This window comes from Nostoc parmelioides FACHB-3921 (assembly GCF_014696625.1).
In the GTDB taxonomy this organism is placed as follows: Bacteria; Cyanobacteriota; Cyanobacteriia; order Cyanobacteriales; family Nostocaceae; genus Trichormus; species Trichormus parmelioides.
On record NZ_JACJQL010000010.1, the window covers coordinates 84,196 to 110,718 of the forward strand.

Genomic DNA, 26,523 nt, shown 5'->3' on the forward strand with positions numbered 1-26,523 from the left:
CTATGAGTGAATTTTAAATTTTCAATTAGTCATGTTTCTACCCATCTTGCAGTGTGAAGTAGAAGGTACTACCTTCACCGTAGGTTGAATCCACCCAAATTTTACCGCCATGTCGTTCGACAATTTTTTTGGCTATGGTGAGTCCTGCGCCTGTACCACCGCCATATTTGCTAGGGCTGTGTAGTCGTTTGAAGATGCGGAAAATGGTTTCAAAGTGTTTTTCCCGAATACCAATACCATTATCTCGCACGTAAAATGTGGGTGGTAGGGGTGGGTTGTCAATGCAGCCAATTTCAATCCATTTGTTGGCTTTGTCGTTGTATTTGATGGAGTTGGCAATTAGATTACTGAAGACTTCACCGACTTGGATGCGATCGCAGTACACTACAGGCAGTAATTGTACAATCCTAATTTCCACCCCTGTCTCCTCAATTCGCCCACTTAACATATCTAGAATGCGATGCACAATTTCATTGAGGTCGGTGTCCTGCATGGATAAATCAACCCGTCCCAAACGAGAAAAATGCAGCAGCGAATCAATTAAATCTTCCATCCGTTGGGTGAGACGAATCAGGGTGAGTAACTTTTCTTTTCCTTGTGCATCGATTATTTCGCCATAATCTTCCATCAAAAAGTTGGAATAATTATGAATACCCCGTAGTGGTTCTTTCAAGTCGTGAGAAGCGATATAAGCAAAAGCATCTAGTTCCTGATTACTGCGTTCTAGTTCAATATTTAACTGTGCTAGTTCATCTGCTTTTTGCAAAACTATACCAATAATTGCGCTCCTTAACTCTAGTGCTGCATTCACTTCATAAGATTTCCACGGATGTGACTTCAAAAGTACTGTTTCTTTCCATAATTCAAAAGACTTACGAGGCGATAAACGTATTCCGCCATTTGCTACTACTTCTACAGGTTTATGAGGATTTCCTCCCCAATTTACAGTTCTTACCACCTCTGGACGAAACCATAAAATATAGTTTTTCTGACTTCTAGAAATAGAAAGTGCTATCAAGCCGCTAGCGACATCCCGTAACCTTTCTGCATCTGGATAAACTGTTGCTAGTGAATCTGTAGCAAAAATCTCCTCATGTATATTTTGACTCATCCATTCCACAAGAATTTGCATATCTGGGATTGGAGGAACTTGACCGACTGTACAACAATTGCCGTTAAAACAAACTGCCGCTCCTTGTGCGTTTACTAGGTCAAGTATATTCGGTTGATGATTCATTAAGGCGTTAATAAAGTCATTTTCCGCCGACATATATTGGACTAATTTGCTATGCACAGATTTCACTTGAATTTTATCTTCTGTATCTTCACTATCTTCCTTAGCACTCATTTCTACAGAAGTCATTTGTCCTAGAAATTCACAGGCGCTTCGTATTTCATAGGGTATATATTTTGGTGATTGATGATGGCAAGCAATGAGTCCCCATAACTTCTGATTTTTCATGATAGAAATCGACATGGAAGCTGTCACTCCCATATTCTGCATATATTCAATATGTAATGGGGAGACACTACGAAGAATTGAGCGACTTAAATCTAAAGGCTGATTATTAAGGGGATTATTAATAGGAATAATTGGGACTGGTTGATATTGAGCATCTGGAATTAGCCTCAGCCAGTTTTGGCTATAGAGTTTTCTAGCTTGTTGGGGAATATCAGATGCTGGATAATGTAACCCTAAATAAGATGTAAGATATTCTGGTCTTACTTCGGCAATAACTTTACCATTCCACTGTTCATCAAAGCGGTAAACCATCACTCTATCAAAGCCAGTAATTTTTCGGACTTCTTGAGCTAATATCTGGCTGATTTCTGTTATATTTGCTGCACCTTGGAGTTTTAGCATCGCTAGCTTTACAAGGTGATAAAATCGGAAAAATGAATAATTCTTGTCTGATAAATTAGCTTCCAATTCTAAAATCAACAAACCATTAGAACGATGGGCAATAACATCGAATGTCATGCTTTCATTATTTGATTTTAGAATCAATTCCAGGGGATTAATAATTTGCAAGTCTTCCTGTGCTAGACAATCCTTTAATAAACTAATTTGTTCTGTTTCTAGTAAACAGCTTAAATGTTGATTGAGTAACTGTTCGGGATGTCTTCCCAAGATATTGAATGTATTATCACTAACTTGCAGAATCGTTAAGTCTGCTTCTTGTAATGCTAAAAGTACTCCATGAGGTTGAATTAACCCAGGAATATGAATTGGCTCTTTGTTACAGTTACTGAGGTCTACCTGAAAGGGAATAGTGATATCGTTGATGTTCACTTCTCAGTCCTTAAGATTACAACCAGTAGCAAGACTGATTTTTGATGTAACAATTCTCTTGAAGCATCAAACAATACTGAAGTCTTGTCCATCAAAAATACTTGACTGTCTCAGCATAACAATTTGTGCAGATATGAGTAATCATCTCTGTACTCATTATCTTTGCTGACATACATGAGTAGGCTTATATTCGATTCAAAATGCTAAATATAGGCGTAAGACTTTGTTTGTGGAAGTATAAATAAAGATGTAGTTGTATTAAATCAAATAAAGCGATCGCCATCCTATATGATTTTTTCGCAGCTAGGTGCGATGACAACAGCCTTTTTTCCCTACTCTCTATTTCGACCCCGTTTCAAAAGTGATTTGCTCAGACTCATAGTTTGGTGGTTCGACGTGAATAATAATCCTGACTGGACTGAAGCGTTCTTCTAGCCGTCTTTCGACTTCTTCGGTGATGCGATGAGCAGTTTCCACATCTGGCGCATCGACTATTAAGTGCATTTCCATGAAGACTTGACGACCGAGGACACCCCGTGAGGCGATATCGTGACAATTAATGACCCCAGGTACAGCAACGGCGATCGCGTGTATGGCTTCTGGTGCGATCGCCATTTGATCTACCAACCAAGGTAAATTCTCTTTTAAAACTGACCAACCACTCCAAAATACCAACAACGCCACCGGAAACGCTAACACTATATCTAGCCATTGATACCCAAGCCAAACCCCAATCAAACCAAATATTACCGAGATTGTTACCCACACATCACTCATAGTATGGGTTGCATCAGCAATTAAGATTTGACTACCTACCCGCTTACCCTCAGCGCGTTCATAGAAAGCCACAAAAATATTTACTCCCAGGACAATCAGCAACAACCACAACTCAGGCGCTGAAATTCTTACATCTGCGCCACCCTTGAGAATGCGCTCAATCGCACCTTGGAGAATTTCAAAGCAGGCTATTCCTAAAAAGGCGGCGATTCCCAAAGCACCCACAGCTTCAAATTTGTGGTGTCCGTAAGGATGCTCGCGATCGGGATACGGAGAGGAAAAGCTACTGGCGAATAATCCGAGAATATTGTTAGCACTATCTGTCACACTATGCAAAGCATCGGCTAACAAGCTGAGAGAACCAGTCCAATACCCTACAACTGCTTTTAACCCCATAACAAACAAGTTAAGCAGTAAGGTAATTAGTAAAACTTTGCGTACCGCCGCACGGTTATCGTAAGCCATAGATATTTTTAAACACCCAGTTCTATGACTTCTAAGTTTACTTCTAATGTAGATATTTAAACATCAATCAAATGTATCAAAGTCTTACACCATAAGAGTTATATATCTCTATTGTCGTTAATTTAATATCTATTTTATTGAGACTAATTATAATTTAAAACTGTCATAACATAGGTAAATAGTAGTAATTACTTGAAAAAACATAGCATATTTTTATCATTAAGAGTCAACGGTCAACAGTCCTTCTTCATCTCCCCCACCCTCCGTTTTTCTGGGGAAATGGACAAAAAAAATGCCAAATTGGCTGAATTGGGTGCAGGAAAATAGTATTCTGTATTTTAGGTAACTGTTTTGCGATACATTTTTTGTCTGTAAAAATAGTATCTGGGGTTAAGAAATGGTAATAAATTTTCAATATCCTAACGGCAAAATTCAAAGATGGAAAAATCAAAGTGAATGCTCTTCATCACTTATTTACTATTTTTAGCCTTCCAGAACCGAAAAGATTACACATCATCAAGTCAGCAAAACTTTTCTTGGGCAACTGCTAACTATTTTTACGATTACTAGACCTAGTCCTTATAACAAGCATTAATTGATTAAAAAATCATGATAAGTGCTTCTAAGTTCTTATAATTGAATAATTTGACTTAACTCAACTAGTGTAGTTGAAAAGCAAAATTGATGGAGCTAAGACGGCTATCTCAATAGCAAATGAAATGACCAACAGCAAAGTTTTCATTTAATTCAGCTTCCATGAAAATATCATTTCTAAAATGTAGTTGCTTCACGACGCTAGCACCTAAATATGCTCAAAAATCATTCATAATAAGGCACTTTACCAAACCATCAATTTCGGATATTTTATTTTTTGGTATAACCTAAACGGATAAAAATTGGTGGGAATAGTCTATAACTTTCATATTTAGATAAATATCTGCAAGACATTATGAACTACCACATAAATTCTTCCCAAAATCGGTTTCACAAAATAATTACTACTGAACAATTGAATCAAGTAATTGAAGCTATTACTGATGGAAGATATTCTTGGGCCTGTGTTTTAATTTTACGTTTTGTTGGGTACAATCCTCTCCATTTCATTCCCCAACGGACTTATAGCCGTCTCATGAAGGACAATAGACAAGTTGCCAATATACCTGCTTCCTTAAATAATGGAAAATCCATAAGTGCCAATTCTTCTGTCACTAACTCTAGCGTAATTAATAAGGTTTCTTCTTAGAGTTTAAACCAGTCGAATAGTTCTGATTACTTAACAACCTCTGAACCAGATAAGATGGGAAATATCCCAGGGTATTTAGAAACAAAAACAGCAGCAATACATAGCAGGAATAAATAGAAACATGACTTATACAAATTCTCTATGAAGTTGCACCAAATAAATGATGTAGTCACGCCAATAGATATACGGTATTAAACACCCAGGTTGTTTGTTGAAACTGGGTGTAAGGCGGCTTCCCTGCGGGACGCTGGGCGTAGCTTGCTTATTTGCAGGATTAAGCCGTAAGCGTCAATCAAACGGGTATAGGAGCGTGAATGTTTAAAGCCCTTACCCCCTGTTTTATTTCCTCTGGGTTGTAAATACAAACCACATCACAACAACCATCAGACCCAAATAAGCTGATACGGTTAACCATTCTTGCCAGCTACCAGATAAATAATTCATCAGTAAAAACGCGGTAAATTACAACAAAATCTCTGTTTATCTCCATCCTATGCCCTCAAACTCTCAGTATATTCCTCGTTGAAACCACAAAAAATTTCTGCTGTTTTTCCGGAATTGCCAAAAATGCCGTGGTATTACCTATCAGTACAGCGAATTATACAGAACTTCTATATCAAAACCGTTGGGGAATATATCCCCACTGCATTTACAAAAGCCCGGACATAACCACCGGGCTTTTGTCTGTGATATCCCCCTGTGGTAGCAAACAGCATACTAATATTTTTGAGTAGATTAAAAATAGGCTATCTCTAGGACAGTTATGACTTTTGGAAGAACTGAAGATTTGGTGTTAGTTGTTGGTGCGACTGGTGGAGTAGGACAAATCGTAGTTGGTAAGTTATTGGAGAAGGGTGCAAAGGTTCGCATCCTCACACGAAACGCCGAAAAAGCCAAAAAGCTGTTCAATGACAAAGTTGAGGTTTTTGTGGGCGACATCCGCGAAGCCAGCACACTCCCAGCAGCAGTTGATAATGTCACTCATATTATATGTTGTACTGGAACTACAGCTTTTCCCTCTGCTAGATGGGAATTTGACCCAGAACCCAACTTTTTTGAATGGGGTAAAATTCTTCTAGATTCTAACTATAGAGAAGCAACGGCAAAAAATACTCCCGCAAAAGTTGATGCAAAGGGTGTGAGTAACTTAGTCGCCGCCGCACCTCAAAATTTGAGCAGGTTTGTGTTTGTCTCTTCCGTGGGGATTCTCCGCAAGGATCAACCGCCTTTTAATATTTTGAATGCTTTTGGTGTGCTAGATGCCAAAAAAAAAGGAGAGGAAGCGATTATTAATTCTGGGTTACCTTATACCATCATTCGCCCAGGACGATTAATTGATGGCCCCTATACTTCCTATGACCTGAATACACTCTTGAAAGCAACCACGGACGGTAAGCAAAACGTGGTTATCGGCAAAGGTGACACCTTAGCAGGGGATGCTAGTAGAATTGATGTCGCCGCAGCTTGTGTGGAATCCATTTTTTATTCAGCTAGTGAAGGAGAAGTTTTTGAACTGGTCTCTAAGGGAACAAGACCACCTACTATTGACTGGGAAAGACTGTTTTCTCAGCTTGAGAATTAGGCTGTAATTGTTATTCAAATGATAGTTGTTGACGGTTGACGGTTGACGGTTGACAGACTGGAAAGCCTTGCGTTGTCAGGATTTCATCTTATACTAATTTGAAAATATAATACGACAGATGTACAGCCCCAAATGCTTGTCCCATCTTGATTATTAATTTTGGATTGGTGTTAGCTTGATATCCTCATCCATTCGGCTACGGCTATATATACGAAAAAGAGGAAATTCAAAATTGTGAATTTCCCCGGCTTGTTCTCTACAATTTATGGGATTTAATACTCAGGAACTGATGGGTCTACTTCCCGACTCCAAGCGGTGATTCCGCCTTTGACGTTTGTCCCCACAATCCCTGATTCTTTGAGGATAGCTAGGGCTTTTGCCGATCGCCCACCCATCTTACAATGAGCAATTAAGCGGTGTCCGTTGAGTACTTCTTTGACTTTAGCGACACCATTACCATTCTCAATGTCTGGTAATGGTATTAATACAGAACCAGGAATTTTGGCGATTTCGTACTCGTTGGGGTTACGCACATCTAACAAAACAAAATCCTTCGCCCCGCTATCCAGCAATTCCTTGAGTTCAGTAACAGTCATTTCTTGAATTTCTTGCATTTTTTGCGCCTCGGCTGCTTTGGCTTGAGGAATACCGCAGAATTGTTCGTAATCTATCAGTTTTTCAATTACTGGGCGTATGGGGTTGGGACGTAACTTCAACTCACGGAATTTCATATCTAAGGCGTTGTACAGCAATAATCTACCACTGAGAGTATTACCGTTACCTAAAACAATTTTCACTGTTTCCGTGGCTTGAATTACGCCGATAATCCCTGGCAAAATCCCTAATACTCCGCCTTCTGCACAGGAGGGAACTAGTCCTGGTGGTGGTGGTTCTGGGTACAAGTCGCGGTAGTTCGGCCCGCCTTCGTAGTTAAAGACTGTGGCTTGTCCTTCAAAGCGAAAAATGGAACCGTAGACGTTGGGTTTGTTTAATAATACGCAAGCATCGTTGACTAGATATCTGGTGGGGAAGTTATCTGTACCATCCACCACAATATCGTAAGGTCTGATGATATCTAGGGCATTCTCGGAACTGAGACGAGTTTCGTAGAGGTCAACCTGACAATAGGGGTTAATCTCGTGTATGCGGTTCTTTGCAGATTCAATTTTGGGTTTACCTACCCAGGACGTACCGTGGATGACTTGGCGTTGCAGGTTGGAAGTATCAACCACATCGAAATCAACAATACCGATGCGTCCAATACCGGCGGCGGCTAAATATAACAGTAGTGGTGAACCCAGTCCACCTGTACCGATACACAGTACACTGGCAGCTTTAAGCCGTTTTTGCCCTTCCACTCCCACCTCTGGCAAAATTAAGTGGCGGGAGTAGCGTTCGTAGTCGTCTTTAGTTAACTGGATATCTTCCAGATTGGGATTAAGCATAGGAGTTTGAATGCGGAAGCGCGGACTACTGATTGTATCGAAAAATGATGTCGGTCTTTAGTCTTAAGTATTTAAAGTTATGTTATCAATTATTTCTGATTGAAACTGATGATGATTATCAAGGCTCCAGCTAAGGATGTCACTGGCTATACCTTTTTGGACGGAAACTATTATATACGAGTATCCAGCCCAAGCATAGAGGCGATCGCATTCTGAAGGTACGGCAGGATGATCAGGGTGAGAATGATAGATGCCAATGATATTTAAGGCTCTGTCTCGTGCTTCTCTTTGTACCTGTAACATAATTTGGGGTGCGATCGCATATCTTCTGTTTAAACTGGAAGCTGGCGAAGTGATGTTTGTCTGATTTATTTCTGGGGTAAAGTTATCTGCTTCTGTCTCCCAAGCGTTAGCGGTAGGTATGACTTCCACTACAATTTTCACCTTATTGGCTACGTATCCCATAATCAACCCACAACACTCTTGAGGATAGACGCTTTCAGCATGGCTGAGGATGGTTTGCTGATGTTCTGGTAAGAGTTTGATAGTTGGTTGATTCATCAAGGTTTTATGTCTAAAGGAGAATGTTTCGGTTTTTCACTAAAACGAAAAAATAATATATCAGTTTATAAGAATATGCTATGTACAACTTTCTTTGAAACCTAACCCCCAGCCCCTTCCCTACAAGGGAAGGGGAGAAAGAATCAAAGGCTTTCTCGTCGCATAGGGGGTTCATCTTTCTACCGTGGTGGGTCTTTGTGCATGAGGGGACGTAAACCATTTAACCCGGCTGCAATGGCTGAACCATTATGAACTACAGTTGCCGCTAGGGGATGTATTCCGACGGTGGTCGCTAGTCCTAAAGCGGCTAAATTGGGAACGACGGCTAAACTGATATTTTGTTTAATTATTGCTTGGGTTTGACGGGCGATCGCTATTGCTTCCACAAAACTAGTTAAGTTATCATCCATCAGGACAACATCGGCTGTTTCCCTAGCTACTTCGGAACCACTACCAAAGGAAATGGCGACATCTGCATAAGCTAGGGCAATGGAATCATTTAAGCCATCGCCGGTAAAGGCAACAGTTTTACCTGAATCATGTAATTTCTGAATAATTTCAGCTTTTTGTGCGGGGAATGCTTCTGCATGGATTTGGGACAGGGGGAGATTCAGTTCTTTGGCAACAGCCATAGCCCTTTGCTTATTATCCCCTGTCAGTAGATGTATTTCCATGCCGTATTCAGTTTGTAGTTTCTCAATCACGGCTGGGCTTTCTGGGCGCAGGGGGTCTGTGTAATAAATTACGCCTTGGAACTCCTGATTTACCGCCACATACAGTAAAGAATCATGGGCGGAGATGCGACAATTGAGGTGTTTCGGACAATCTGCATGGTTGCAGCTATGTGGTTCATAAAGACAATCGAGGGGAATGCCACACTGACGCAAAAAGCGATCGCTCCCTACTATAACTTGTTCACCGTCAATTTTGGCTCGTACACCTAAGCCAATTTCATACTCAAATTCTTGCCTGGGCAGAATTTCTACACCTTGTTTCTCGGCATAACGTACCACCGCTTCGGCGACTGGGTGGGTCAGGCGTTGTTCGGCGGCGGCGGCTAGGGCTATAAGTCTGTGGGTGGTGATTCTGTCGGCGATGATTTCCACTTCCACAACTTCGATATCACCTTTGGTTAATGTGCCTGTTTTATCGAAAACTAATGTATCTACCTGTGCCAATTTTTCTAAGGCGCGACCACTGCGGATGAGAACACCGTGTCTTGTGGCGTGGTGTAAGGCGGCGAGGAAAGTCGTTGGGAGGGAGACGCGGATACCTGTGACAAAATCAAGGGTGAGGATAGATGCAGCCCTGGCAGGGTTACGGGTAGCTGCAAATACCAGTCCGGCAAAAATTAGAGATGGTAATATGGCTTGGTCGGCAATGTCCGCCGCGTAGTTACCCATACGTGTATCGTGAACGGGTGCTTTTTGTACCAACTCGATACTTGCACCGGCGCGGGTAGCTGTACCTACTCGTTCGGCTTGGATGTAAATTTCTCCTTCCCTGAGTAAGGTGGACGCATAAACCGCTTCTCCCACCTGACGTAAAACTGGCATGGATTCACCAGTGAGTTTTTGTTGGTCGATTAAAGCTTTACCCCGTAATATTTGCCCATCTACGGGGATTTGTTCGCCGGGATAGACTATGACTGTATCTTGCAGTTGCACTTCTGTGGCGAGGAGGCGTTTTTTCTGTCCATCTGGTTGTGCAACCCAAGCGTAATGCCCCAAAGAAGCCAGTAAATCGGCAGCGTGATTTTCCGTAACTTTAGCGGTGCGCTCGCGGATTGTATCGCCAATTTCATGCAGTGTCATCACCAAAGCTGGTGTTAAAAGGTTTCCTTGGGCAGAAGTTAAGGCGATCGCGATAAAATCTAGACAATCTATATTTAATTTGCCTTTTTGGGTAATGCTAGCATAAGCACGTTTCGCTATAGGTAAAGCTGCAAGCCCTACCGTCCCTGCAATTATCACCCTGGGAATGGGCAACCCCAAACCCAATAAAGCTAATATTGTTGCCAAAGCTGGCAACTTTACCCCAGCATCATCTGATTTTGTTACTTGTTGACGGTTGATTGTTGACGGTTGACTAAATTTAGCCTGATGTAGCAACCCTGCTAGATAAGACTGCATTAATCTATTGTTGTTACCAAACTGTTCATATCTAATAGCAACAGAAGCCGCCCAGGAATTAACCCGTACTTCCAATACGTGAGAGTCAGATTCTAGTAACTCTTGTAAACGTTGCGCGTAATAGCAGTCATGGGCTACCAAGGGAACGCGAAATCTGATTCTGCCTGGAATTGTATGCACCACACTATAGGCAACTCCAGCAATGATACTTGATTTTTGAGCCACTGGCTTACTAGTTTTTGGCTTGGTGGCAGTCATGATTTCCCCCTCATGGTGGTGTAGCGACGTAATGAGTGGGATTCTATCGTTGCAATGACTTCAATATCCCACGAAACAGTTATGCCATAGCAAGACTTGACTTACTATAGTCAACTTAAGTGCTTGCGAGGAATCTAACTGCGAACATAAGTATATTGAATACCCTTGCTCAGTTATTTCTAGTCAACGCAATTATTTTTAAAGATTAGCTTTAACAGTGTCTAAAATATTTCAATTTATTTTGATATTAATAAAATATATCTTGAGAATATTAATAAAGTAAAAAAAATTACTTTATTAATATTCCGATTAAAAACCTAAATTTTAATTTAGGTTAATAAAGTCACCTTGCCGCTAGCTAAATCATAACGACCGCCAGCTATTTTGAGTTTACCTTCCTTAATTAAACCTCTTAAAATGGTCGAACTTTCTGCCAACTTTTCTGCCTGATATTGGACGTTAGCAATAATAGAATTTTCCTCTAAACTGCCAGTTTTATTTCTCACCCTTTCTACAGCCGGCTTAATTTCTTCCACAAACACACCAATTCTCCCAGGAAGAGGATCACCTTTAGCTGCTGCTACAACTGCACCACATCTTGCATGACCTAGAACTACAATTAGTTGTGCGCCTAAAACTGCCGTAGCAAATTCTAGGCTACCTATAGCAGTTTGGCTGGCAACATTACCAGCAACTCTGACAACGAATAAATCCCCTAATCCTTGATCAAAAACAATTTCCGCAGGTACTCTCGAATCTGCACAGCCTAATATAGCTGCAAACGGATATTGAGCAACGGCAGTTTCCTGTAAGCGCAGCGTTGACTGGTTAGGGTTGAGGCGTTTGCCATCTACAAACCGCTTATTTCCTTCCAGTAATCTAGCTAAAGCAGCCTGTGGATTAACTGGTTTTGGTTTTTCCTCACCAGTTGCTGGTTTTTGGGCAACAGCAGGTTCTCCTTGCCAAAGTAAGCTACCAAACGCACTAGCACCAATGCCTACACCACCTACGCCTGCTAATTTTAAAAAATTCCGTCGCCCAGCAAATCCATTAATTCGACTCATGATACACCTTATTTCAATCGGCAAAATTTCACTAAATTGCTGTTTGAATAACTCATGAATAAATACCCTCAAGCGCTATCAGATTGACAGAGATAGCATCTTCAGGACAGTAAAAAAGTTACGAATTATTGCAACCTAGTAATATCAAGCTTTGTTATTCTCTGGAATATACCAAAATCGTGTCTAACAATTGAATAATTTTATGATTTGATAAAATTATCGTTATGCCAGACTTATATCTATGAATCGCAATGGCTGGTATACCTACACCTTAATAGGCAAAAAATAACCAAAATATAAAATTCTTCACTAAAACACTAAAATATTTTAGTATTGAAAATTACATTTGTTAATATCAAATACGGAGTTATAAATTAGGAAATGACGGAGACTGTTCCGGTATCAATATCGTAAACAGCACTAATGATTTGGACAGTACCTTGATTAATTAACTGTGCCAAAATAGTTGATTTTTGTTGCAGCTTTTCAGCTTGGTATTGGATATTAGCAATAACGGCTGCTTTATTAACATCCTTGGACTTTGACGGTAATTTTTCTAAGGCTGGTCTAATACTCTCCGCCAAATAACTGATTTTGCCAGGAAGGGGTTCATCTTTCACGCTGGCTGCCACAGCGCCGCATTTTGTATGCCCTAAAACGACAATCAACCGTGTATCGAGTACAGATGTAGTATATTCCAAACTAGCGATCGCCACATCACTGGCAATATTACCAGCTACTCGCACCACAAATAAATCCCCCAGCCCTTGGTCAAAAACAATTTCCGCCGGGACTCTCGAATCTGCACAACCCAAAATAGCCGCAAAAGGATACTGTGCTTTGGCTAGTGATTGCAGTTTTTGCCGTGATTGGTTAGGATACCTTGGTTTTCTTTTGACAAATCTTTGATTACCATCCAGTAAAAGTTTTAAAGCTTGTTGTGGATTTACTGGATTCAAGTTAATGGATTTGACATCAGCAATAGCTGGTTCTTCTTTACCTACAGTCAAACTACCAGCACAAGCAGTAACCGCAACAACCAAACTCCCCGCGCCTGCTAACCCTAAGAAATTACGACGGCCAATAAATCCATTGATTCGACTCATTTCTTTACCTAACAACAGTTTGACTGTCATTAGGAAGATACCAAACTTAACAAAAGTGCAAGAGTACCTTTGCACACGCTTTAAGAGTTATTTAATTATTTGTTAATGAATTTTGAATTGGTATCATAGCTGCTCACGGTTGACAGTTGACGGTTAATTGTTAACTGTCAACTGTTAACAACCAACAATTGCCAGATTACATACTCCCCAGTTCAACTGTTCTTGACACCAAACCATTTATCATACAGTGATTGATAAGTGCCATTTTCTTTGAGTTTCAGTAAGGCATTATTAATAGGTTTACGGTAGGGGCTATTATTAGGTAAAACAATACCGTAGTTTTCTTCGCGGAAGACACTGCCCACAACCTCTACTTTTCCTTGACCTTGATTAGCAGCATAGAACAGAAGTACGGGAGAATCAAAAACAACAGCTTCAGCTTTTTTGGTTTCTAAAGCATCATAAGCTTGCTCAATTTTAGGGACTTCTAAGACAGAAATTTTTTGTTGTTTTAAGTATGTTGCAGCTGTGCTACCAGTTGTTGTTGCCACCACCCTGCCTGGTAGATCACTTACACTGTTGATATCTGCTTGTAACTGTTGCACAGTTAGTGAGGTGGTAGCTGCTGCTGTAAAGTAAGTGACAAATAGTACACCAATAAACATCCAAATAATAGCTAATATCCGACCAATGACTCCCTTGGGCATTTCATCAGCTTGAGTTGCTAAGGTAGCAGCAGCCCACCAACAAGCTTTGAAAATCCCAGGAAAGTAGGATGGGGAAATCATACCTTCTTTTTGATGACGCTCAGATAACCAAATGACGTGTGCTGCTACGACAATAAGCAACAAAGCCAAGCCAAGCACTTGTAAGATCGTTGTCGAGAAAAATAGTGCCAAAATATTAGGTGTGCCACTATTACTGAGTTTGGGATTACGTACCAAAATCTGTAATCCCCCGCTAAACATGGGTAAGGAAAAGTCAAATTGTTGCTGACGTTCAGCTGTAATTGAGATGGCTGCAATCCCTGCATTGGCTTTACCATCGCGCACAGATGAGAGTAAATCAGCGACATTCGGATATTCCACAAATTTAGACTCTGCACCTATCTGGCTGGCAATACTGCGCCAAAGGTCAATACTAAATCCTGATAGTTCACCATTGTCATTAAATACGAAAGGGGGAATGGCTCTAGTAGCTACGATTAGGGGTTTTTGAGTTTCCGGTTCTTGGGACTGTGCTGGATGAACAACCAGGAACAACAGCAAAATTCCGCATACCATTCCCAACCAGATATGGAGTTTCAGGAAACGCCTTATCTTCCTTACCGCCAGAAATTGGGAAAATTTTTGGGCGATCGCATTTATCATAAGTATTCTCTAAGATTTATATGCAATATCTATCATTCCCAATCCATGACAAATATTACAAACCACTTAGACTTCCCTAATGCCTTTTCCCTGCACCTAAGTATAGTTCAGCTACTTTAGGATCAGTTAATAACTCTTGTCCAGGGCCCGATATGGCATCACGTCCAGATTCTAATACATAACCACGGTCTGCCATTTCTAAAGCTTTACGGGCATTTTGTTCAACTAGGATAATTGCTGTTCCCTCTTGATTGATTTGTTTAACTTGCTCAAATACTTGTGTGACTAAAATTGGCGATAAGGCAGCAGATGGTTCATCTAACACCAGCAAACTAGGTTCTAACATTAAAGCTTTGCCCATTGCTAGCATCTGACGTTCTCCGCCGGAGAGTGTGCCTGCGCGTTGACGACGGCGATCGCTTAATCTAGGAAACATCGCAAATATTTTGTCTTTTAGTGGTTGCAGAGAATCATTGCGAATAAACGCCCCCATCTCTAAATTTTCTTCCACACTCAGGGATGGAAAGACATTGGCAATTTGCGGCACATAACACATTCCCAGACGGACGATTTGATTCGATTTCAGTCCAGCAATATTCTTACCTTTGAACGTAATTTTGCCTGTATGGGGTGTCAAAAGTCCAAAAATGGTTTTTGCTAAGGTAGATTTACCAGCGCCATTCGGGCCAATTACTGTCACTAGTTCCCCTGATTCAACTCGAAAATTCACCCCCTGCAATATGTCTACATCTTTGATGTATCCTGCATGGACGTTTTCAACTTCTAGCAGAGGCGTAAAATTTTGTGCTGAACCTGACATAAAATCCTTAATTCTGAAAATCACAAAACATAGGCATTCAACCTATGTTTTAAAAAAACTCAATTATAATTTATCCGAAATTATGCAATTTTCTTCTTTTTCCGAATACGTCTTGTTAAGTAGAGTCCTATTAAAGACAAAGCCCCTAAGCTAGCAGGTTCCGGAACAGTGGTTGTGCTACTGATTGTACCGATAGCCGTCACTTGACCTCTTACCTGCTCACCATTATTACCTACCTCTCCAATGTAAAGATACAATGGGCTAGCTGTTGAGATTCTTTGGGTGAGTCGAAATAAAATTTCCCCACCTTCGCCTAAACTCAGAAATCCCCTGGCTGTATTATCTGTTATGGCATTGGCATCAAAACTACCTAGTGTAGCAATGCTGTTATCAACTTCACCGTCTTTACTACCAAATAAATCGTTACCAGCAAAATAGTGGGCATAAATTGAATTGCCAGGATCGCGTTTAGTTCCAGGGGAAAAAATAGTTTGCTGTGGAGTAAAATTGAATACATCTAAACCGGGAAGGGTTTTGACATCTTCAGCATTGGTAATCAACCTGTCACTGATTTTAACTGCATCCAAATCAAAACCGCTAAATTTACCAGGAGAACCTGTGGCTATACCTATAATGTCACTGAGTTTAATTGCTGTAATATCAAAACCAACCCTTGAAAGATCGGCTCTATATACACCAGTTGAAGCTTTATTTAATGGATTAACATTAATTGTTCCGGCTAAGGATGTAAAACTCAGATCAAAACTAGCGGCTTTGGCGCTTTGTGACAACAGCAAGTTAATAGCTACAAAAGACAGACTCAAAACGCAGAGATGAACACTAGGTAAAATACTTAGCCTTTTCATAAATTATCGCTATCATTTCTTGATAAATACGGATGTTTACAACTCTGCCTGAAAAAAAACAGTCTAGGGAATACTGAGGATTGAGTAGTTAGATGGCTTCTCATCTTTATAACTAGGGACTGGGTGAAAAGTCTTGTTGTGTCTAGGTTGTATCATCTATTGATGTCCTAACACTACCGGCAACAGCTATACAATAAATTTAGCAACCTTTCATATTTTTTTGGTATTTGATTTAGAATTCTGTACATTTACAGAAAAACAGGCAACCTTCAAGTTTGAAAGATGCCTGTTAGCTTCAGTATGTTCCCGGAATAAATAACCGAAATTACGGAGTTTTCTGCAAATCTGGTCTTTCTTCTGGCACGATCGCCTTTTCTACAGGGCATACTTGTAGACAGATACCGCAATCAATACAAGTGGAAAAATCAATCCAGTACCAATCTGTTCCCTTGACATTTTTACCAGGGCCTTCATGAATACAAGCCACTGGACAAGCATCTACGCAGTCGGCAACACCTTCACAAACATCAGTCACAATAGTGTGTGGCATATTCTCGTTCCCCTCTCTTTTTAGTCATCGGTGATTAGTCAACAGTCTTGAGTTTTGTATGCTGGACTCTGGACTACTGACTCACCTTTTCAATTATTGGTGATCCGTCGGCTTTGATCCAAGCGATTTGGGCAATACTGCGATCGCGCGCATATTGTTTAATGGCTGGTATATCTGTGCCACCTAAGTCTAATTCTACTCTGACTAAATCAGGAGATTCACGTAGTTTTTGAGCGTAGGCGAAAGCCGCAATATGGGCTGCTGGACTTTCTGGCACGACCAACCAATCACTAGCCGGGGTTTCTTGTGGTAATTGCTGTGTAGTTAAAAGAACTTGGTATAAGTCTTCAATATTCAGGACAAATCCAATCCCCGGAATATTTTCTCCTTGGGGATGATACAACCCTAAAAGCTGGTCGTAGCGTCCACCACGCCCTAAAACTCTTGCTTGTGAATCAGTATTGTTGACAATCTCAAAGACAATACCAGTGTAGTAGTCTATGGTTTGAATCAGACTCAAGTCGAGAATTATCGGAAATTTCCCCTCAGATTCTAATAACTCCACTAGAGACTTGAGGTTATTAACCGCCTCTTGCTGTTCTGCATCTAAATTGAGGCTACTGACTTTCTGCAACACATCAGCGCTGTTTCCTCGCAAATCCAGCATGATTCTGGCGCGTTCGCGCAGTTCGTCAGTTAAGGGGAGTGTGTCTATTGTAATGCGGTCAAGGTGAGCGATCGCACTACGCACTTTAGCACGTAAATTGATGGGAAAAGCATCTAAAAGCGATCGGGTGATTCCCGCTTCCCCTAAAATTAAATGCCAATCCTGTAAACCCAGTGCTGTCAAACAATTACCCGCCAACAGCAACACTTCCGCATTGGCTAACAGTCCACCAACACCCAACAATTCCACACCAGCTTGATAAAACTCTTGCTGGCGATTATGCCTATTTTCCCAGATGCGACGAAAGACATTGGCATTGTAATAAAGGCGCTGGGGATGACGCAGATTTGCTATGCGTGTAACAACAGCACGAGCAATAGAAGCTGTCAACTCTGGACGCAATCCCAACTCTTCATCTTCAGAATTTTGTAGTTGAATCACCATCTGACGTTGAATTGCTTCACCCGCCATCAAGGTATCCATCCGTTCCAGCGTTGAGGTTATGATTCTGTGATAACCCCAACGGTGAAACACTTGTTGTAACTTATCTTCAATCCAGCGTTTTTGAGCCACATCTAAAGGTAATAAATCCCTGGCTCCCGCTGCTGGTTGATACACCATTCATCCTCCGTTATGTGATTCCCCACGCTGATTGGAACGCGGCTAGAAATATTCGTCTTCAGCACCTTGTGGTTGGTAGTGAATTTGCTAGTAGCGCGTCAATGTCAGCTTGTACATCGTCCCATCCCGGAGGTTAGGGGCAAAATTCCCCCATCATGCAATCGCACTTAGGGTCAGTCGCTGACTATTTTTTCTTCCCACCAAACAAGCCACCAAACAAACCACCTCCAGATTTATCTGGCTGTTTATCGCCATTACTGGAAGGTGCATTGACATTAGAGCTACCAGATTGTTGACCTAGAGCCTTATCTATTTTAGGTTTCCATGTCAACGCTGTTTGATCATTGGGGTCTAATTTTAGGGCATTATCGAAATGAATTTTCGCCATTTTCAGCTTATTTTGCCTCAGATATACAAAAGCCAGTAAGCTGTGACAACGGCTACTCTTAGGAGCTATCTTCAGCGCATCTTTCAACTCTACTTCGGCTGGGGGAAATTGGTTCTTGTCAATCAAAGTTTGAGCGCGGCGCAAATACTGGTCAATAGAGGAATCTTCTTTTGGTGGTTCTGGTGGGGGTGGTGCAGAGGTGTTGGTTGGCTGAGTGGGAGTTGAGCTAACTGTGGATTTAGCGGCTGGTGTTGGGGCGGCTAAAGCTTTCCCCGCAGTCCGCATCAAGTAAACTAAGTTCAACTCGCTGATTTGGGAAATGATGGGAATTGTCTCTTTGAGCGAGTTATATTGAGTTTCCGCTATTTTAGCGATCGCACTTTTATAAAGTAGATCAAAATTGGGGGCAGATGCTAACTGTTTGGCTAAATCAGTAGTCAGTTCAATGGAAGCCGACTCCTGCAATAAACGCTTACCTATTTGGGATAAAACTATGATGTATTCTGAACGAGTGCGTTCTGTTGATAGTATCTCATAAGCTGGGTTTACCAACTTTGATAATAATTCGCTAGCTAATTTTTTTTCTGTATCGGTGACGAGAGTACTGCTATCAGGGTGCAAGTGGCGAGCAATTTTCAGATATCGCTTGCGGATTTCTTTAGCATCCGTATCAACAGCTACACACAATATTGCGTGATGGTCTATGAAATCATATTTAAATAATCCACGATCTATTCTGAGAGACATATAGCGGTTTTGCACCAAGGAAGGCGTAAGATTTTTTCTAGTTTACTGCGCTTGATCGGGTAAACGTCAGTGGTCTAGAGAAATTATTTGCTACTCTTCGGTCAATCTTGATCTATTAAGGAGCCAAGGGACAAGAGGTAGGAGAAAGAAAGCAGAAGGCATAAAAAAAGGGACAGAAAGAATAGTTTGTCTCAGTAATTTCTCGTATAAATGGTGTGAGTTAAGCCATAACCACCGACAATTACCAATTACCAATTATCTTATTCCCAAGCCGATAGTGGCGGAACTTGCATTAATGCCCGACTCAGATTGTCGTGAATAGAACCATTCGTTGCGAGAATTCTGCCAGTGGCAATTTTTAAAGGAGTACCATCATAAGCAGTAACTTTGCCACCTGCTTCCTGTAATAGAATTACCCCAGCGACAACATCCCAAGGTGATATTCCTCGTTCCCAATAACCATCGACACGCCCACAAGCTACATGGGCTAAATCTAACGCTGCTGAACCGCTACGCCTTACGCCTTGGGTGAGATGAGTGAGGTGGCAAAATTCTGCATAGTTATTATCCGGTGTTTCCCGGCGATCGTAAGCGAATCCAGTCACCAATAAGCTTTTACCCAATTCTGAAGTATCAGAAACCTTGATAGGACGGCGATCGCGTGTTGCACCCAAGCCAGCAGCCCCCCGGAATAACTCATCATGAAATGGGTCGTAAATCACCCCAACCTGAGGTACACCGTTAATTAATAGCCCAATAGACACACAAAAAGCTGGGTATTGGTGGGCGTAATTAGTTGTCCCATCTAAGGGATCGATCGCCCAAAGATATTCATTATCTTGATTTCCCAACTTTCCCGACTCCTCAGCCAAAATGGAGTGTTGCGGAAAGTGGCGACGAATAATTTCTAAAACTACCGCTTCTGAAGCCTTATCGGCGGCGGTAACTAAATCACCAGGACGACCTTTTTCTGTAACTGCATCTTCTAACTTACCCAAGTAACCCTGTAAAACCTCACCCGCAGCCAAGGCGGCTTCTGTCGCAATATCGAGAAAAATTTGTAAATTAGTCATTAGTCAATAGTCAATAGTCAATAGTCAATAGTCAGTAGTCAGTAGTCAGTAGTCAGTAGTCCATAGTCAATAGTCAATAGTCCATAATTATTCTTCTTTGCTCCCCTGCTCCCTGCTCCCTGCTCCCCAGCCTTCTAACGATTCAGGCGACGAAACTCAGTAGGTGTTTGACGCATGGGTTTATCTGGACTCCAAATACCTTGACCCATGATTCTTGCCCATTGTTGGGCGCGTTCTAGGCGCTGATCATATTTGTGGTTAGGCGATCGCTCTACAAACAAAGCATACCCTTGTTTAACTACTTGTTCATTTAATAACTTGTCATCTTTCCACACATAAGCCAATGTCCGACCAATTGTGTCTTTGGCTTCAATATCAAACTCCAACATTACAGGTTTGTCTAAATCGCCTATGGATTGTTCTAAAAATTCCTTGGACTGATTGCCCCAAGGACGTTGGCGCAAATCTGGTGCATCCACGCCAATTAATCGCACTTGAGAAATTAAATTTGGCTGTTCCGCCACACCCACAACTTCTAAAGTCTGGCCACTCACCACCCGCGCTATCCTCACCTGAGTCGCCGTTGTGGCAGGATTTTTGGCTTGACAACTCACCAGCATTAATAAACAGACAAACATGGCGAGTTTTTGCACCCAGGTGGGGAGGCGCAGGGAGTGGGGTAGCGCACAGGTGGAGAGAAGGAAGCTTTCCCCCCTGCCCCCTGCCCTCTGCCCCTTGCCCTCTGCACCCTGCTTCTTCATCTTGTTTTTACTCTTCATCTAAGGGTAAACCGGCTTTCACTCTTCCCTTGGCAAAATAGCGCCCAAACTGAAGCTCATAAACTTCATCTTCGTCTTGTGTTTCTACTTCCAAATCAGAACGAGCATAACTGACGCATAACAAAGCATAACCTTGACGACGCAACTCTAGGGATAATCCCACTGCCTCTGGTTGATAAATGTCACCAGATACCACCCTGACAGCACAAGTGGTGCAAGCCCCATTGCGACAAGAAAATGGCAATTCCACCCCTTGTTGTTCGGCTGTGTGTAAAATGTATCGGTCTTCTGGTACTTTTAGGGTATACTGTTTGCCAGTGGCGCGATCGCGTACTTTAATTGTGTGTGTCTCGGACATCTTGGTTCGGGATTTTAATTGGGACTTTCAGATTGCTCTAAAAAATTTCTTTCTTTATCTTTGCATTTTTTAGAGTTTCAGCGTACAATAGTAAATCGTGACATCTGGAGAGATGGCCGAGTGGTTTAAGGCGCAGACCTGGAAAGTCTGTAATGCGGAAACGTATTCTAGGGTTCAAATCCCTATCTCTCCGTTACTCAGCCTAGTTTAAATATATAGTTTTGACCCAAACTCTACCAATAGTTGGGTGGGCTAGATTTTTAGATATTACTAAAATTTAGTTGAAAGCGCCTATTCTGCTTTTAAGTTGCACAATCTATCGTGAGGGCTGTTGACTGTTGACAGTTAACCGTTAACAGCCCTTATTAGTGGTTATGGAATTTAGACGCGCATTAGCTTATCAAGATTGACCCGACTGCTGATCTACTCAACCATCTTCTGGAGTGTTTTTCCTCGTACTTCTGTTGACGATTTCGTTTGCTTCAATTCCTCCTAATTGGAAAAAACCTACACCTGTCAGGGGGAGACATGGGAGGAAAATTTCCCAATCCCCGATCCCCAATCCCCAATCCCCTACCTCCTCACTTAAGTGCATCTAAAGGCTCACAAAAGTCATTGACACCTTGCTTGAGAATATATATCAAAACTGGTGTTGCCAAAATATTCGGAAATGTAGGCATGGTTTTGAGATGAGCCATCATCTCGGTAATTGAGCCATTAAGCAAAGCACTACGGAATTCTGGCTCACAAATCACAGCACGCCACTTTCTCGCCAGAGCATCTAACCACTCGGCGTTAGCTCGTTCTGGTTCTTGTCCTGCTTTGATGGCTAGTGTCATCGCCGCATCTTCTAAATCTCCTTCGCAGTCTTCAATTAAGTCCAAAGCCTCCATTGCCCCCAGATCATCTGCCAATTGAGAGCGAAACAATGCTATTTCTTGTGATGTAACTGTAGTCATGAGTAAATAATCAGTAGTGCATAGTCCATAGTTTATAGTCTGTTGACTGTTGACTGTTGACTGTTGACTACTGACTACCGACTACTGACTACTAATTAATGCTCTAGAAGTAACAGCACGTTGCAGTTCAGCTAAGGCGCGATTGTAATCGAGAATAGCGGTGATTCTGTTACCCTCAGCTTGTGTTAAGTCATTTTCTGAGTTAATCACATCTGTTTGAGTACCTACACCAGCTTGGAAACGCAGCCGCGCTAGACGCAGGGCTTCTCTAGCCTGTTCTAGGGCAACATTGGCAGTTTGGACGTTTTCTAAGTTGGAGCGTTGGTTGGTAAAGGCCTGCTCTACTTGGAAGCGGACTTGGTCTCGCTGGCTAGCAAATCGAGTTTCGGCGATCGCAATATTAGCTCTAGCTTGGGATGCTCTGGCTCTAGCAGCTCCACCATCGTACAAGTTTAAGGTCGCCCTCACGCCGACAGAATAACCGTCAGTCAGACCAACACCATCATCGAACTGATCTAGTAGGTTGTAGTTAGCAATAAAGCTGACTTGTGGCCCCAAGGTTGCTAATGCTTGCCGACGTTGTTGTTCGCTGATGTTTCTTTGTGCCAATTGCTGATGCAATTCGGGACGGTTTTGATAGGCGAGGATGATGCTTTGTTCTAGGGATTGGTTCCACAGCCCTGCTAATTGTACAGGGTCGGCAGCACTGATATTTACAGCCTGAGGAATGCTTAACAGGGTTGCTAGTTGACGGCGAGTGGTTTGTTGCCGAGACAGGTTATTGGTTAGCTGTTGGGTGTTATTAGCTAAGTTTACTTGCGATCGCAGCACATCAAATCTAGTACCCACCCCAGCCCTTTCTAAGGCTTCCGCATCTCGTAAGCTAGCTTGGGCATTTTCCACCGCCGACCGAGCAATACGGACTTGTTCATCTGCCTGTTGCAAGTCGTAATATGCTCTAGTTACACTCAAGCGAATTTCTTCTGACTGGCGCTCTACATCCAACTCATTAAAACGTACCTGTTCCTCAGCTTCTTGAATAGCAGCTTTCCTTCTCCCAGAAGTATAAAGGTCGTAGGATAATTGTGCTTGGCTATTAAATGCTGTACCAGGTTCATCGTTGTTGCCAACTCCGCCCTGTTTACTAATCAGTTCGTCCTGGAGTTGACCACCGGCAGACTGACTGCGGGTAACGTCACTACTGAGAGATAAGTTGGGCAATAAAGCGGCCTGTGCTTCTCGTAGCAGGGCTTGAGTGCGTTGCAGTTCCAACAGAGACACTTGCAAATCCCGATTGTTCCGCCGTGCCAGTTCCAGCGCCTGAGTCAAGGTAATCGGCTGATTCTCCTTGAGTGTCACTTCTTCTGGTTTGGTGGGAAATTGCAAAGGATTGGCGTTGGGAATCAAGTTTTGCGGCACTTCTACAGCACCCGCAGGTGTTTGAGTCCCTACTGGCGCTGATTCCGTTTGGACGGGTGCAACTTTTGGTGACTGAGTATCTGCTTGTACTGATTCAGTCAATACAGGAGTATCTGTTGGTGCTGATTCTTGCGGTACAGGAGTAGCTGTCGGCGCTTGAATATCTATGAGAGTTGATTCTTCCGGTACAGGAACAGCAGTAGAGTCTTGTGTAGTATTACCCTGCGCTATCTGCTTTCCAGTTAGCTTGGTGAGTTGACAAGTTTCTGATGAACAACTACTGATATTTAAGAGTTTTGCTGCGCCGATATGATTTGCAGTTGTCTGTAAAACCATTGGTAACTGGGTTTTCAGTTTTTCCTGTGGCGCAGGATTTTGTAAATAAGACGGAGAAAAAATTTGTTGTCCAGCCAGCAGGGTAGTAGATGTAGTAGAAGCTACTTTTGTTACTAATTTCGGTTTAGTAATCCCTGAGTTAATTTGTTTTTGTTGGCTGGAAAAACGCTTTTGTTTTAGCCTTTGAGAAAGAGTCAGTTTAGACTTGAGAGGGAAATTTTTAACTTCATCTTGTCGAGATTTTTGTTCTCTATCGATACCAGTATTTTCTGTCAAGATTACTGGGTGACTGTGACTACTGGAAAACTGTAAATTTGGTGTAGTCACACCAGAAGTGGGAATGATGTCTGGAAAAATCTGGACTGTAGCATTAGGCAGTTGTGTCTGACTTTTGTCTACTAGCAAAGTTTGACTATTTTGAGTAGCCACAATACTAGAAGAAGGCACAAGTTGTACACTACTTACTTTCATGGCTTCAGCCACAGCTGGCTGAGTCGTCAATACTGCTGCTGTTACACCAGGCAAGAAACTATAGAATAAGTGTTGTCCTTTCACCGCATCCCCTCACACGAAAATTAATCTGGCGGCAGAAAACTTTTCTTCACCACAGAATATAGCACGATACTAAATTTAAAGAGGAATATAGTACGATACCAAATTTAGGAATCGGAACCCTGTTTGTCTTCAAAACGTCTGACTATCCGAGAAAGTTCCGCTTTCTCGTCAATACTAACGCGGGTTGGAGAGCCACTGACAATTCTTTCGTAGTTACGGAAAGAATCTTGAATTTCTGGACCATCTGCCGTGATATTATATTCTCTAATTCCTTTGTCGTGCCAGGAACCTCTCATCTTAAATACGTTAATTGCCCTTGACATTTCCCCACGAATCTCTACGTACTGTAGCATTAAGATTGTGTCGGTAATTGTAGAGATGTGAGAGTCAGTTATGGAATGAGATCCCATAAATTGGTCAGTTGTGTTAGTAAAGAAGCCAGTAATTTCTTCTTGTTTGGCATAACCTGTAACACCAATAACAAACTGTCGGAAGGCATTATTACTGACACCTCTAGCTAGTGCTGACAGGGAATCAATAGCAATTCGTGCTGGTTTAAAATAGGCAATTTCGGACTTAATAATCTGTAAGTGGTCTTCTAACCCAGTTGATTCTGGATAGGTACAAATAATCTTCAGTAGACCTTGGCTTTCTAATTCTTCAAAATCAATACCCCAAGAATAAGCATTCCGAGATAGTTGAGCACGTGATTCTTCATAAGCAAATAATATTGCTCGCTCGTTGTTGACGCAGCCGTTTTGTAAGAATTTACTCACTAACAGGGTTTTACCTGTACCTGTAGCGCCTGTGGCTAAAATAATTGAGTCTTTGAAGAACCCACCACCGCACATTCCATCTAGAGTTTTGACACCAGAAGAAACCCGGACATTAGAAGACCTTTGAGTCAAGCGCATTGCTCCTAATGGGAAAATGTTCACGCCATCATTGGTAATTGTGAAAGGATACTCACCTTTCATGTGAGTTGTACCACGCAATTTCAGTATTTCAATGGTGCGGCGGCGACGTTCTCCTTCTAAAACGTTACGGGCTATGACCACGTTATCGGAAACAAATTCTTCTACACCAAAGGAGGCTACTGGCCCGTATTCTTCACTGCGTTCGGTGGTAATTATTGTAGTGACATTAAGTTGTTTGAGACGGGCTACTAGGCGAAAAATCTCTCGACGCACCACTCCCACGGCTTCATACTGCTGGAATACGGCGGTAATGGAGTCGATGGATACTCTTTTGGCTTTGTATTTGCGAATTGCATACTGCAAGCGCTCAATTAATGCGGAAAGGTCAAAGTTACCGACAATATCTTGACCTTCTGGGTCTGGAGATGCGTCCAGAATAAATAATTTACCCTCATTAATTAGGCGTTGTAAGTTCCAGCCAAAAATATGAGCATTTTTGATGATGTCACTGGGCGATTCTTCAAAGGTGACAAATACACCTGGTTCATCAAAGAAGCTGATACCGTTAAAGAGAAACTGTAGAGATAATAAAGTTTTGCCTGTTCCAGAGGTTCCACTGACTAAAGTAGTTCTACCGACTGGTAAACCGCCATGACTGATATCGTCAAAGCCTTCAATCATTGTGCGAATTTTTTCTACACCATTACCAGATGTATTTTGTTGTTCCTGCTGCTCTTTCTCACTCATCGGTTGCTAATAATGGGGTGCTATCCCCAGTTTTTATATGACTAAAGTTGGTAGATTATTTTTAACACCAAAGATTAAAGATTACTTTGTGCTTCCCAATCTTCTTCTGTTAGTTCTTCATACAACAAATCTAAACCTATCAGAACTCTTTCACGATCTGAAAGATCACCAATAATTTTGCGGACTGGTGGGGGTAAAATCTTTGATAATGTCGGGGTGGCTAATATTTTATCTTCTTCTGCCAATTGTGGGTTTTTCAGTACATCAATTACTTTTAGGGCATAAATACCTTGAAACTCCTGTTCTAAAATATTTTTGAGTGTTTTTAACGCCCTGACTGAATTTGGTGTGTTGCCTGCTACGTAAAGCTTGAGGACGTATGTCTTTCTGGCTTTATTCATAAAGGTAGATGATAGAAGTAAGCA

The 26,523-nt window shown here is 41.8% G+C and carries 22 protein-coding genes and 1 tRNA gene; 3 read left to right on the forward strand and 20 right to left on the reverse strand.

Going from position 1 to position 26,523, the window contains the following annotated elements; all coding sequences use genetic code 11:
- Positions 1-37 precede the first annotated feature (37 nt).
- Positions 38-2,293 carry an ATP-binding protein gene (locus H6G14_RS09470; RefSeq protein WP_190567129.1) on the reverse strand — a complete coding sequence of 752 codons (2,256 nt, stop codon included), beginning with the start codon at positions 2,291-2,293 and terminating at the stop codon, positions 38-40.
- A gap of 339 nt (positions 2,294-2,632) precedes the next feature.
- The gene (gene cdf31, locus H6G14_RS09475) at positions 2,633-3,535 is read right to left on the reverse strand and encodes a CDF family zinc efflux transporter Cdf31 (protein ID WP_190567131.1); all 903 of its coding nucleotides are present in this window, start codon (positions 3,533-3,535) and stop codon (positions 2,633-2,635) included.
- 949 nt (positions 3,536-4,484) lie between these two features.
- On the opposite strand from cdf31, the gene H6G14_RS09480 reads away from it, so the two are divergent.
- Together H6G14_RS09480 and H6G14_RS09485 are read left to right on the forward strand one after the other, a co-directional pair.
- On the forward strand, positions 4,485-4,778 hold the full coding sequence (locus H6G14_RS09480) for a HetP family heterocyst commitment protein (RefSeq protein WP_190567133.1): 294 nt from the start codon (positions 4,485-4,487) through the stop codon (positions 4,776-4,778).
- Positions 4,779-5,541: 763 nt separating this feature from the next.
- Positions 5,542-6,360, forward strand: coding sequence for an SDR family oxidoreductase (locus H6G14_RS09485; RefSeq protein WP_190567135.1), 819 nt, complete (start codon positions 5,542-5,544; stop codon positions 6,358-6,360).
- Positions 6,361-6,632: 272 nt separating this feature from the next.
- Here H6G14_RS09485 and moeB read toward each other — a convergent pair whose 3' ends face one another.
- From moeB to H6G14_RS09555, 14 genes are all read right to left on the reverse strand, one after another.
- The gene (moeB, locus tag H6G14_RS09490) at positions 6,633-7,805 is read right to left on the reverse strand and encodes a molybdopterin-synthase adenylyltransferase MoeB (RefSeq protein WP_190567137.1); all 1,173 of its coding nucleotides are present in this window, start codon (positions 7,803-7,805) and stop codon (positions 6,633-6,635) included.
- A 63-nt stretch (positions 7,806-7,868) separates the two neighbouring features.
- Entirely contained in the window at positions 7,869-8,366 is a 498-nt protein-coding gene (locus tag H6G14_RS09495) for a M67 family metallopeptidase (RefSeq protein WP_190567223.1), read from the reverse strand.
- A 179-nt stretch (positions 8,367-8,545) separates the two neighbouring features.
- Positions 8,546-10,756 carry a heavy metal translocating P-type ATPase gene (locus H6G14_RS09500; RefSeq protein WP_190567138.1) on the reverse strand — a complete coding sequence of 737 codons (2,211 nt, stop codon included), beginning with the start codon at positions 10,754-10,756 and terminating at the stop codon, positions 8,546-8,548.
- 329 nt (positions 10,757-11,085) lie between these two features.
- The gene (locus H6G14_RS09505) at positions 11,086-11,820 is read right to left on the reverse strand and encodes a carbonic anhydrase (protein WP_190567140.1); all 735 of its coding nucleotides are present in this window, start codon (positions 11,818-11,820) and stop codon (positions 11,086-11,088) included.
- A 374-nt stretch (positions 11,821-12,194) separates the two neighbouring features.
- Entirely contained in the window at positions 12,195-12,926 is a 732-nt protein-coding gene (locus H6G14_RS09510) for a carbonic anhydrase (RefSeq protein WP_190567225.1), read from the reverse strand.
- Positions 12,927-13,138: 212 nt separating this feature from the next.
- A complete protein-coding gene (locus H6G14_RS09515; RefSeq protein ID WP_190567142.1) occupies positions 13,139-14,296 on the reverse strand; it encodes a transporter substrate-binding domain-containing protein in 1,158 nt (385 codons plus the stop codon).
- 76 nt (positions 14,297-14,372) lie between these two features.
- Positions 14,373-15,116 carry an ABC transporter ATP-binding protein gene (locus tag H6G14_RS09520; RefSeq protein WP_190567144.1) on the reverse strand — a complete coding sequence of 248 codons (744 nt, stop codon included), beginning with the start codon at positions 15,114-15,116 and terminating at the stop codon, positions 14,373-14,375.
- Positions 15,117-15,196: 80 nt separating this feature from the next.
- Positions 15,197-15,982: a PEP-CTERM sorting domain-containing protein gene (locus H6G14_RS09525; protein WP_190567146.1), complete on the reverse strand. Its 786-nt coding sequence runs from the start codon at positions 15,980-15,982 to the stop codon at positions 15,197-15,199.
- A 325-nt stretch (positions 15,983-16,307) separates the two neighbouring features.
- Positions 16,308-16,532 (reverse strand): indolepyruvate ferredoxin oxidoreductase subunit alpha, encoded by a 225-nt coding sequence (locus H6G14_RS09530; RefSeq protein ID WP_010997065.1) that lies wholly within the window; start codon positions 16,530-16,532, stop codon positions 16,308-16,310.
- A 73-nt stretch (positions 16,533-16,605) separates the two neighbouring features.
- The gene (locus H6G14_RS09535; protein ID WP_190567148.1) at positions 16,606-17,820 is read right to left on the reverse strand and encodes an ATP phosphoribosyltransferase regulatory subunit; all 1,215 of its coding nucleotides are present in this window, start codon (positions 17,818-17,820) and stop codon (positions 16,606-16,608) included.
- Positions 17,821-18,004: 184 nt separating this feature from the next.
- Positions 18,005-18,955 carry a J domain-containing protein gene (locus tag H6G14_RS09540; protein ID WP_190567150.1) on the reverse strand — a complete coding sequence of 317 codons (951 nt, stop codon included), beginning with the start codon at positions 18,953-18,955 and terminating at the stop codon, positions 18,005-18,007.
- Between the two features lie 260 nt (positions 18,956-19,215).
- Positions 19,216-20,028, reverse strand: a complete 813-nt coding sequence (locus H6G14_RS09545; RefSeq protein ID WP_190567152.1) for an inositol monophosphatase family protein — start codon at positions 20,026-20,028, stop codon at positions 19,216-19,218.
- A gap of 134 nt (positions 20,029-20,162) precedes the next feature.
- Positions 20,163-20,807 carry a thermonuclease family protein gene (locus H6G14_RS09550; protein WP_190567154.1) on the reverse strand — a complete coding sequence of 215 codons (645 nt, stop codon included), beginning with the start codon at positions 20,805-20,807 and terminating at the stop codon, positions 20,163-20,165.
- Positions 20,797-21,165 carry a 2Fe-2S iron-sulfur cluster-binding protein gene (locus H6G14_RS09555; RefSeq protein WP_190567155.1) on the reverse strand — a complete coding sequence of 123 codons (369 nt, stop codon included), beginning with the start codon at positions 21,163-21,165 and terminating at the stop codon, positions 20,797-20,799. Before H6G14_RS09555 ends, H6G14_RS09550 begins: the two co-directional genes overlap by 11 nt.
- Positions 21,166-21,271: 106 nt before the next feature.
- On the opposite strand from H6G14_RS09555, the gene H6G14_RS09560 reads away from it, so the two are divergent.
- Positions 21,272-21,358: transfer RNA gene (locus tag H6G14_RS09560), tRNA-Ser, on the forward strand.
- 388 nt (positions 21,359-21,746) lie between these two features.
- Here the strand turns inward: H6G14_RS09560 and H6G14_RS09565 are convergent.
- From H6G14_RS09565 to kaiB, 4 genes are all read right to left on the reverse strand, one after another.
- On the reverse strand, positions 21,747-22,124 hold the full coding sequence (locus H6G14_RS09565) for a hypothetical protein (RefSeq protein ID WP_010997039.1): 378 nt from the start codon (positions 22,122-22,124) through the stop codon (positions 21,747-21,749).
- Between the two features lie 81 nt (positions 22,125-22,205).
- Positions 22,206-24,434, reverse strand: coding sequence for a TolC family protein (locus H6G14_RS09570; RefSeq protein ID WP_190567157.1), 2,229 nt, complete (start codon positions 24,432-24,434; stop codon positions 22,206-22,208).
- Positions 24,435-24,538: 104 nt separating this feature from the next.
- Complete coding sequence (kaiC, locus tag H6G14_RS09575; RefSeq protein ID WP_010997037.1) at positions 24,539-26,098, reverse strand: circadian clock protein KaiC; 1,560 nt, start codon at positions 26,096-26,098, stop codon at positions 24,539-24,541.
- A gap of 74 nt (positions 26,099-26,172) precedes the next feature.
- On the reverse strand, positions 26,173-26,499 hold the full coding sequence (kaiB, locus tag H6G14_RS09580) for a circadian clock protein KaiB (RefSeq protein WP_010997036.1): 327 nt from the start codon (positions 26,497-26,499) through the stop codon (positions 26,173-26,175).
- Positions 26,500-26,523 lie beyond the last annotated feature (24 nt).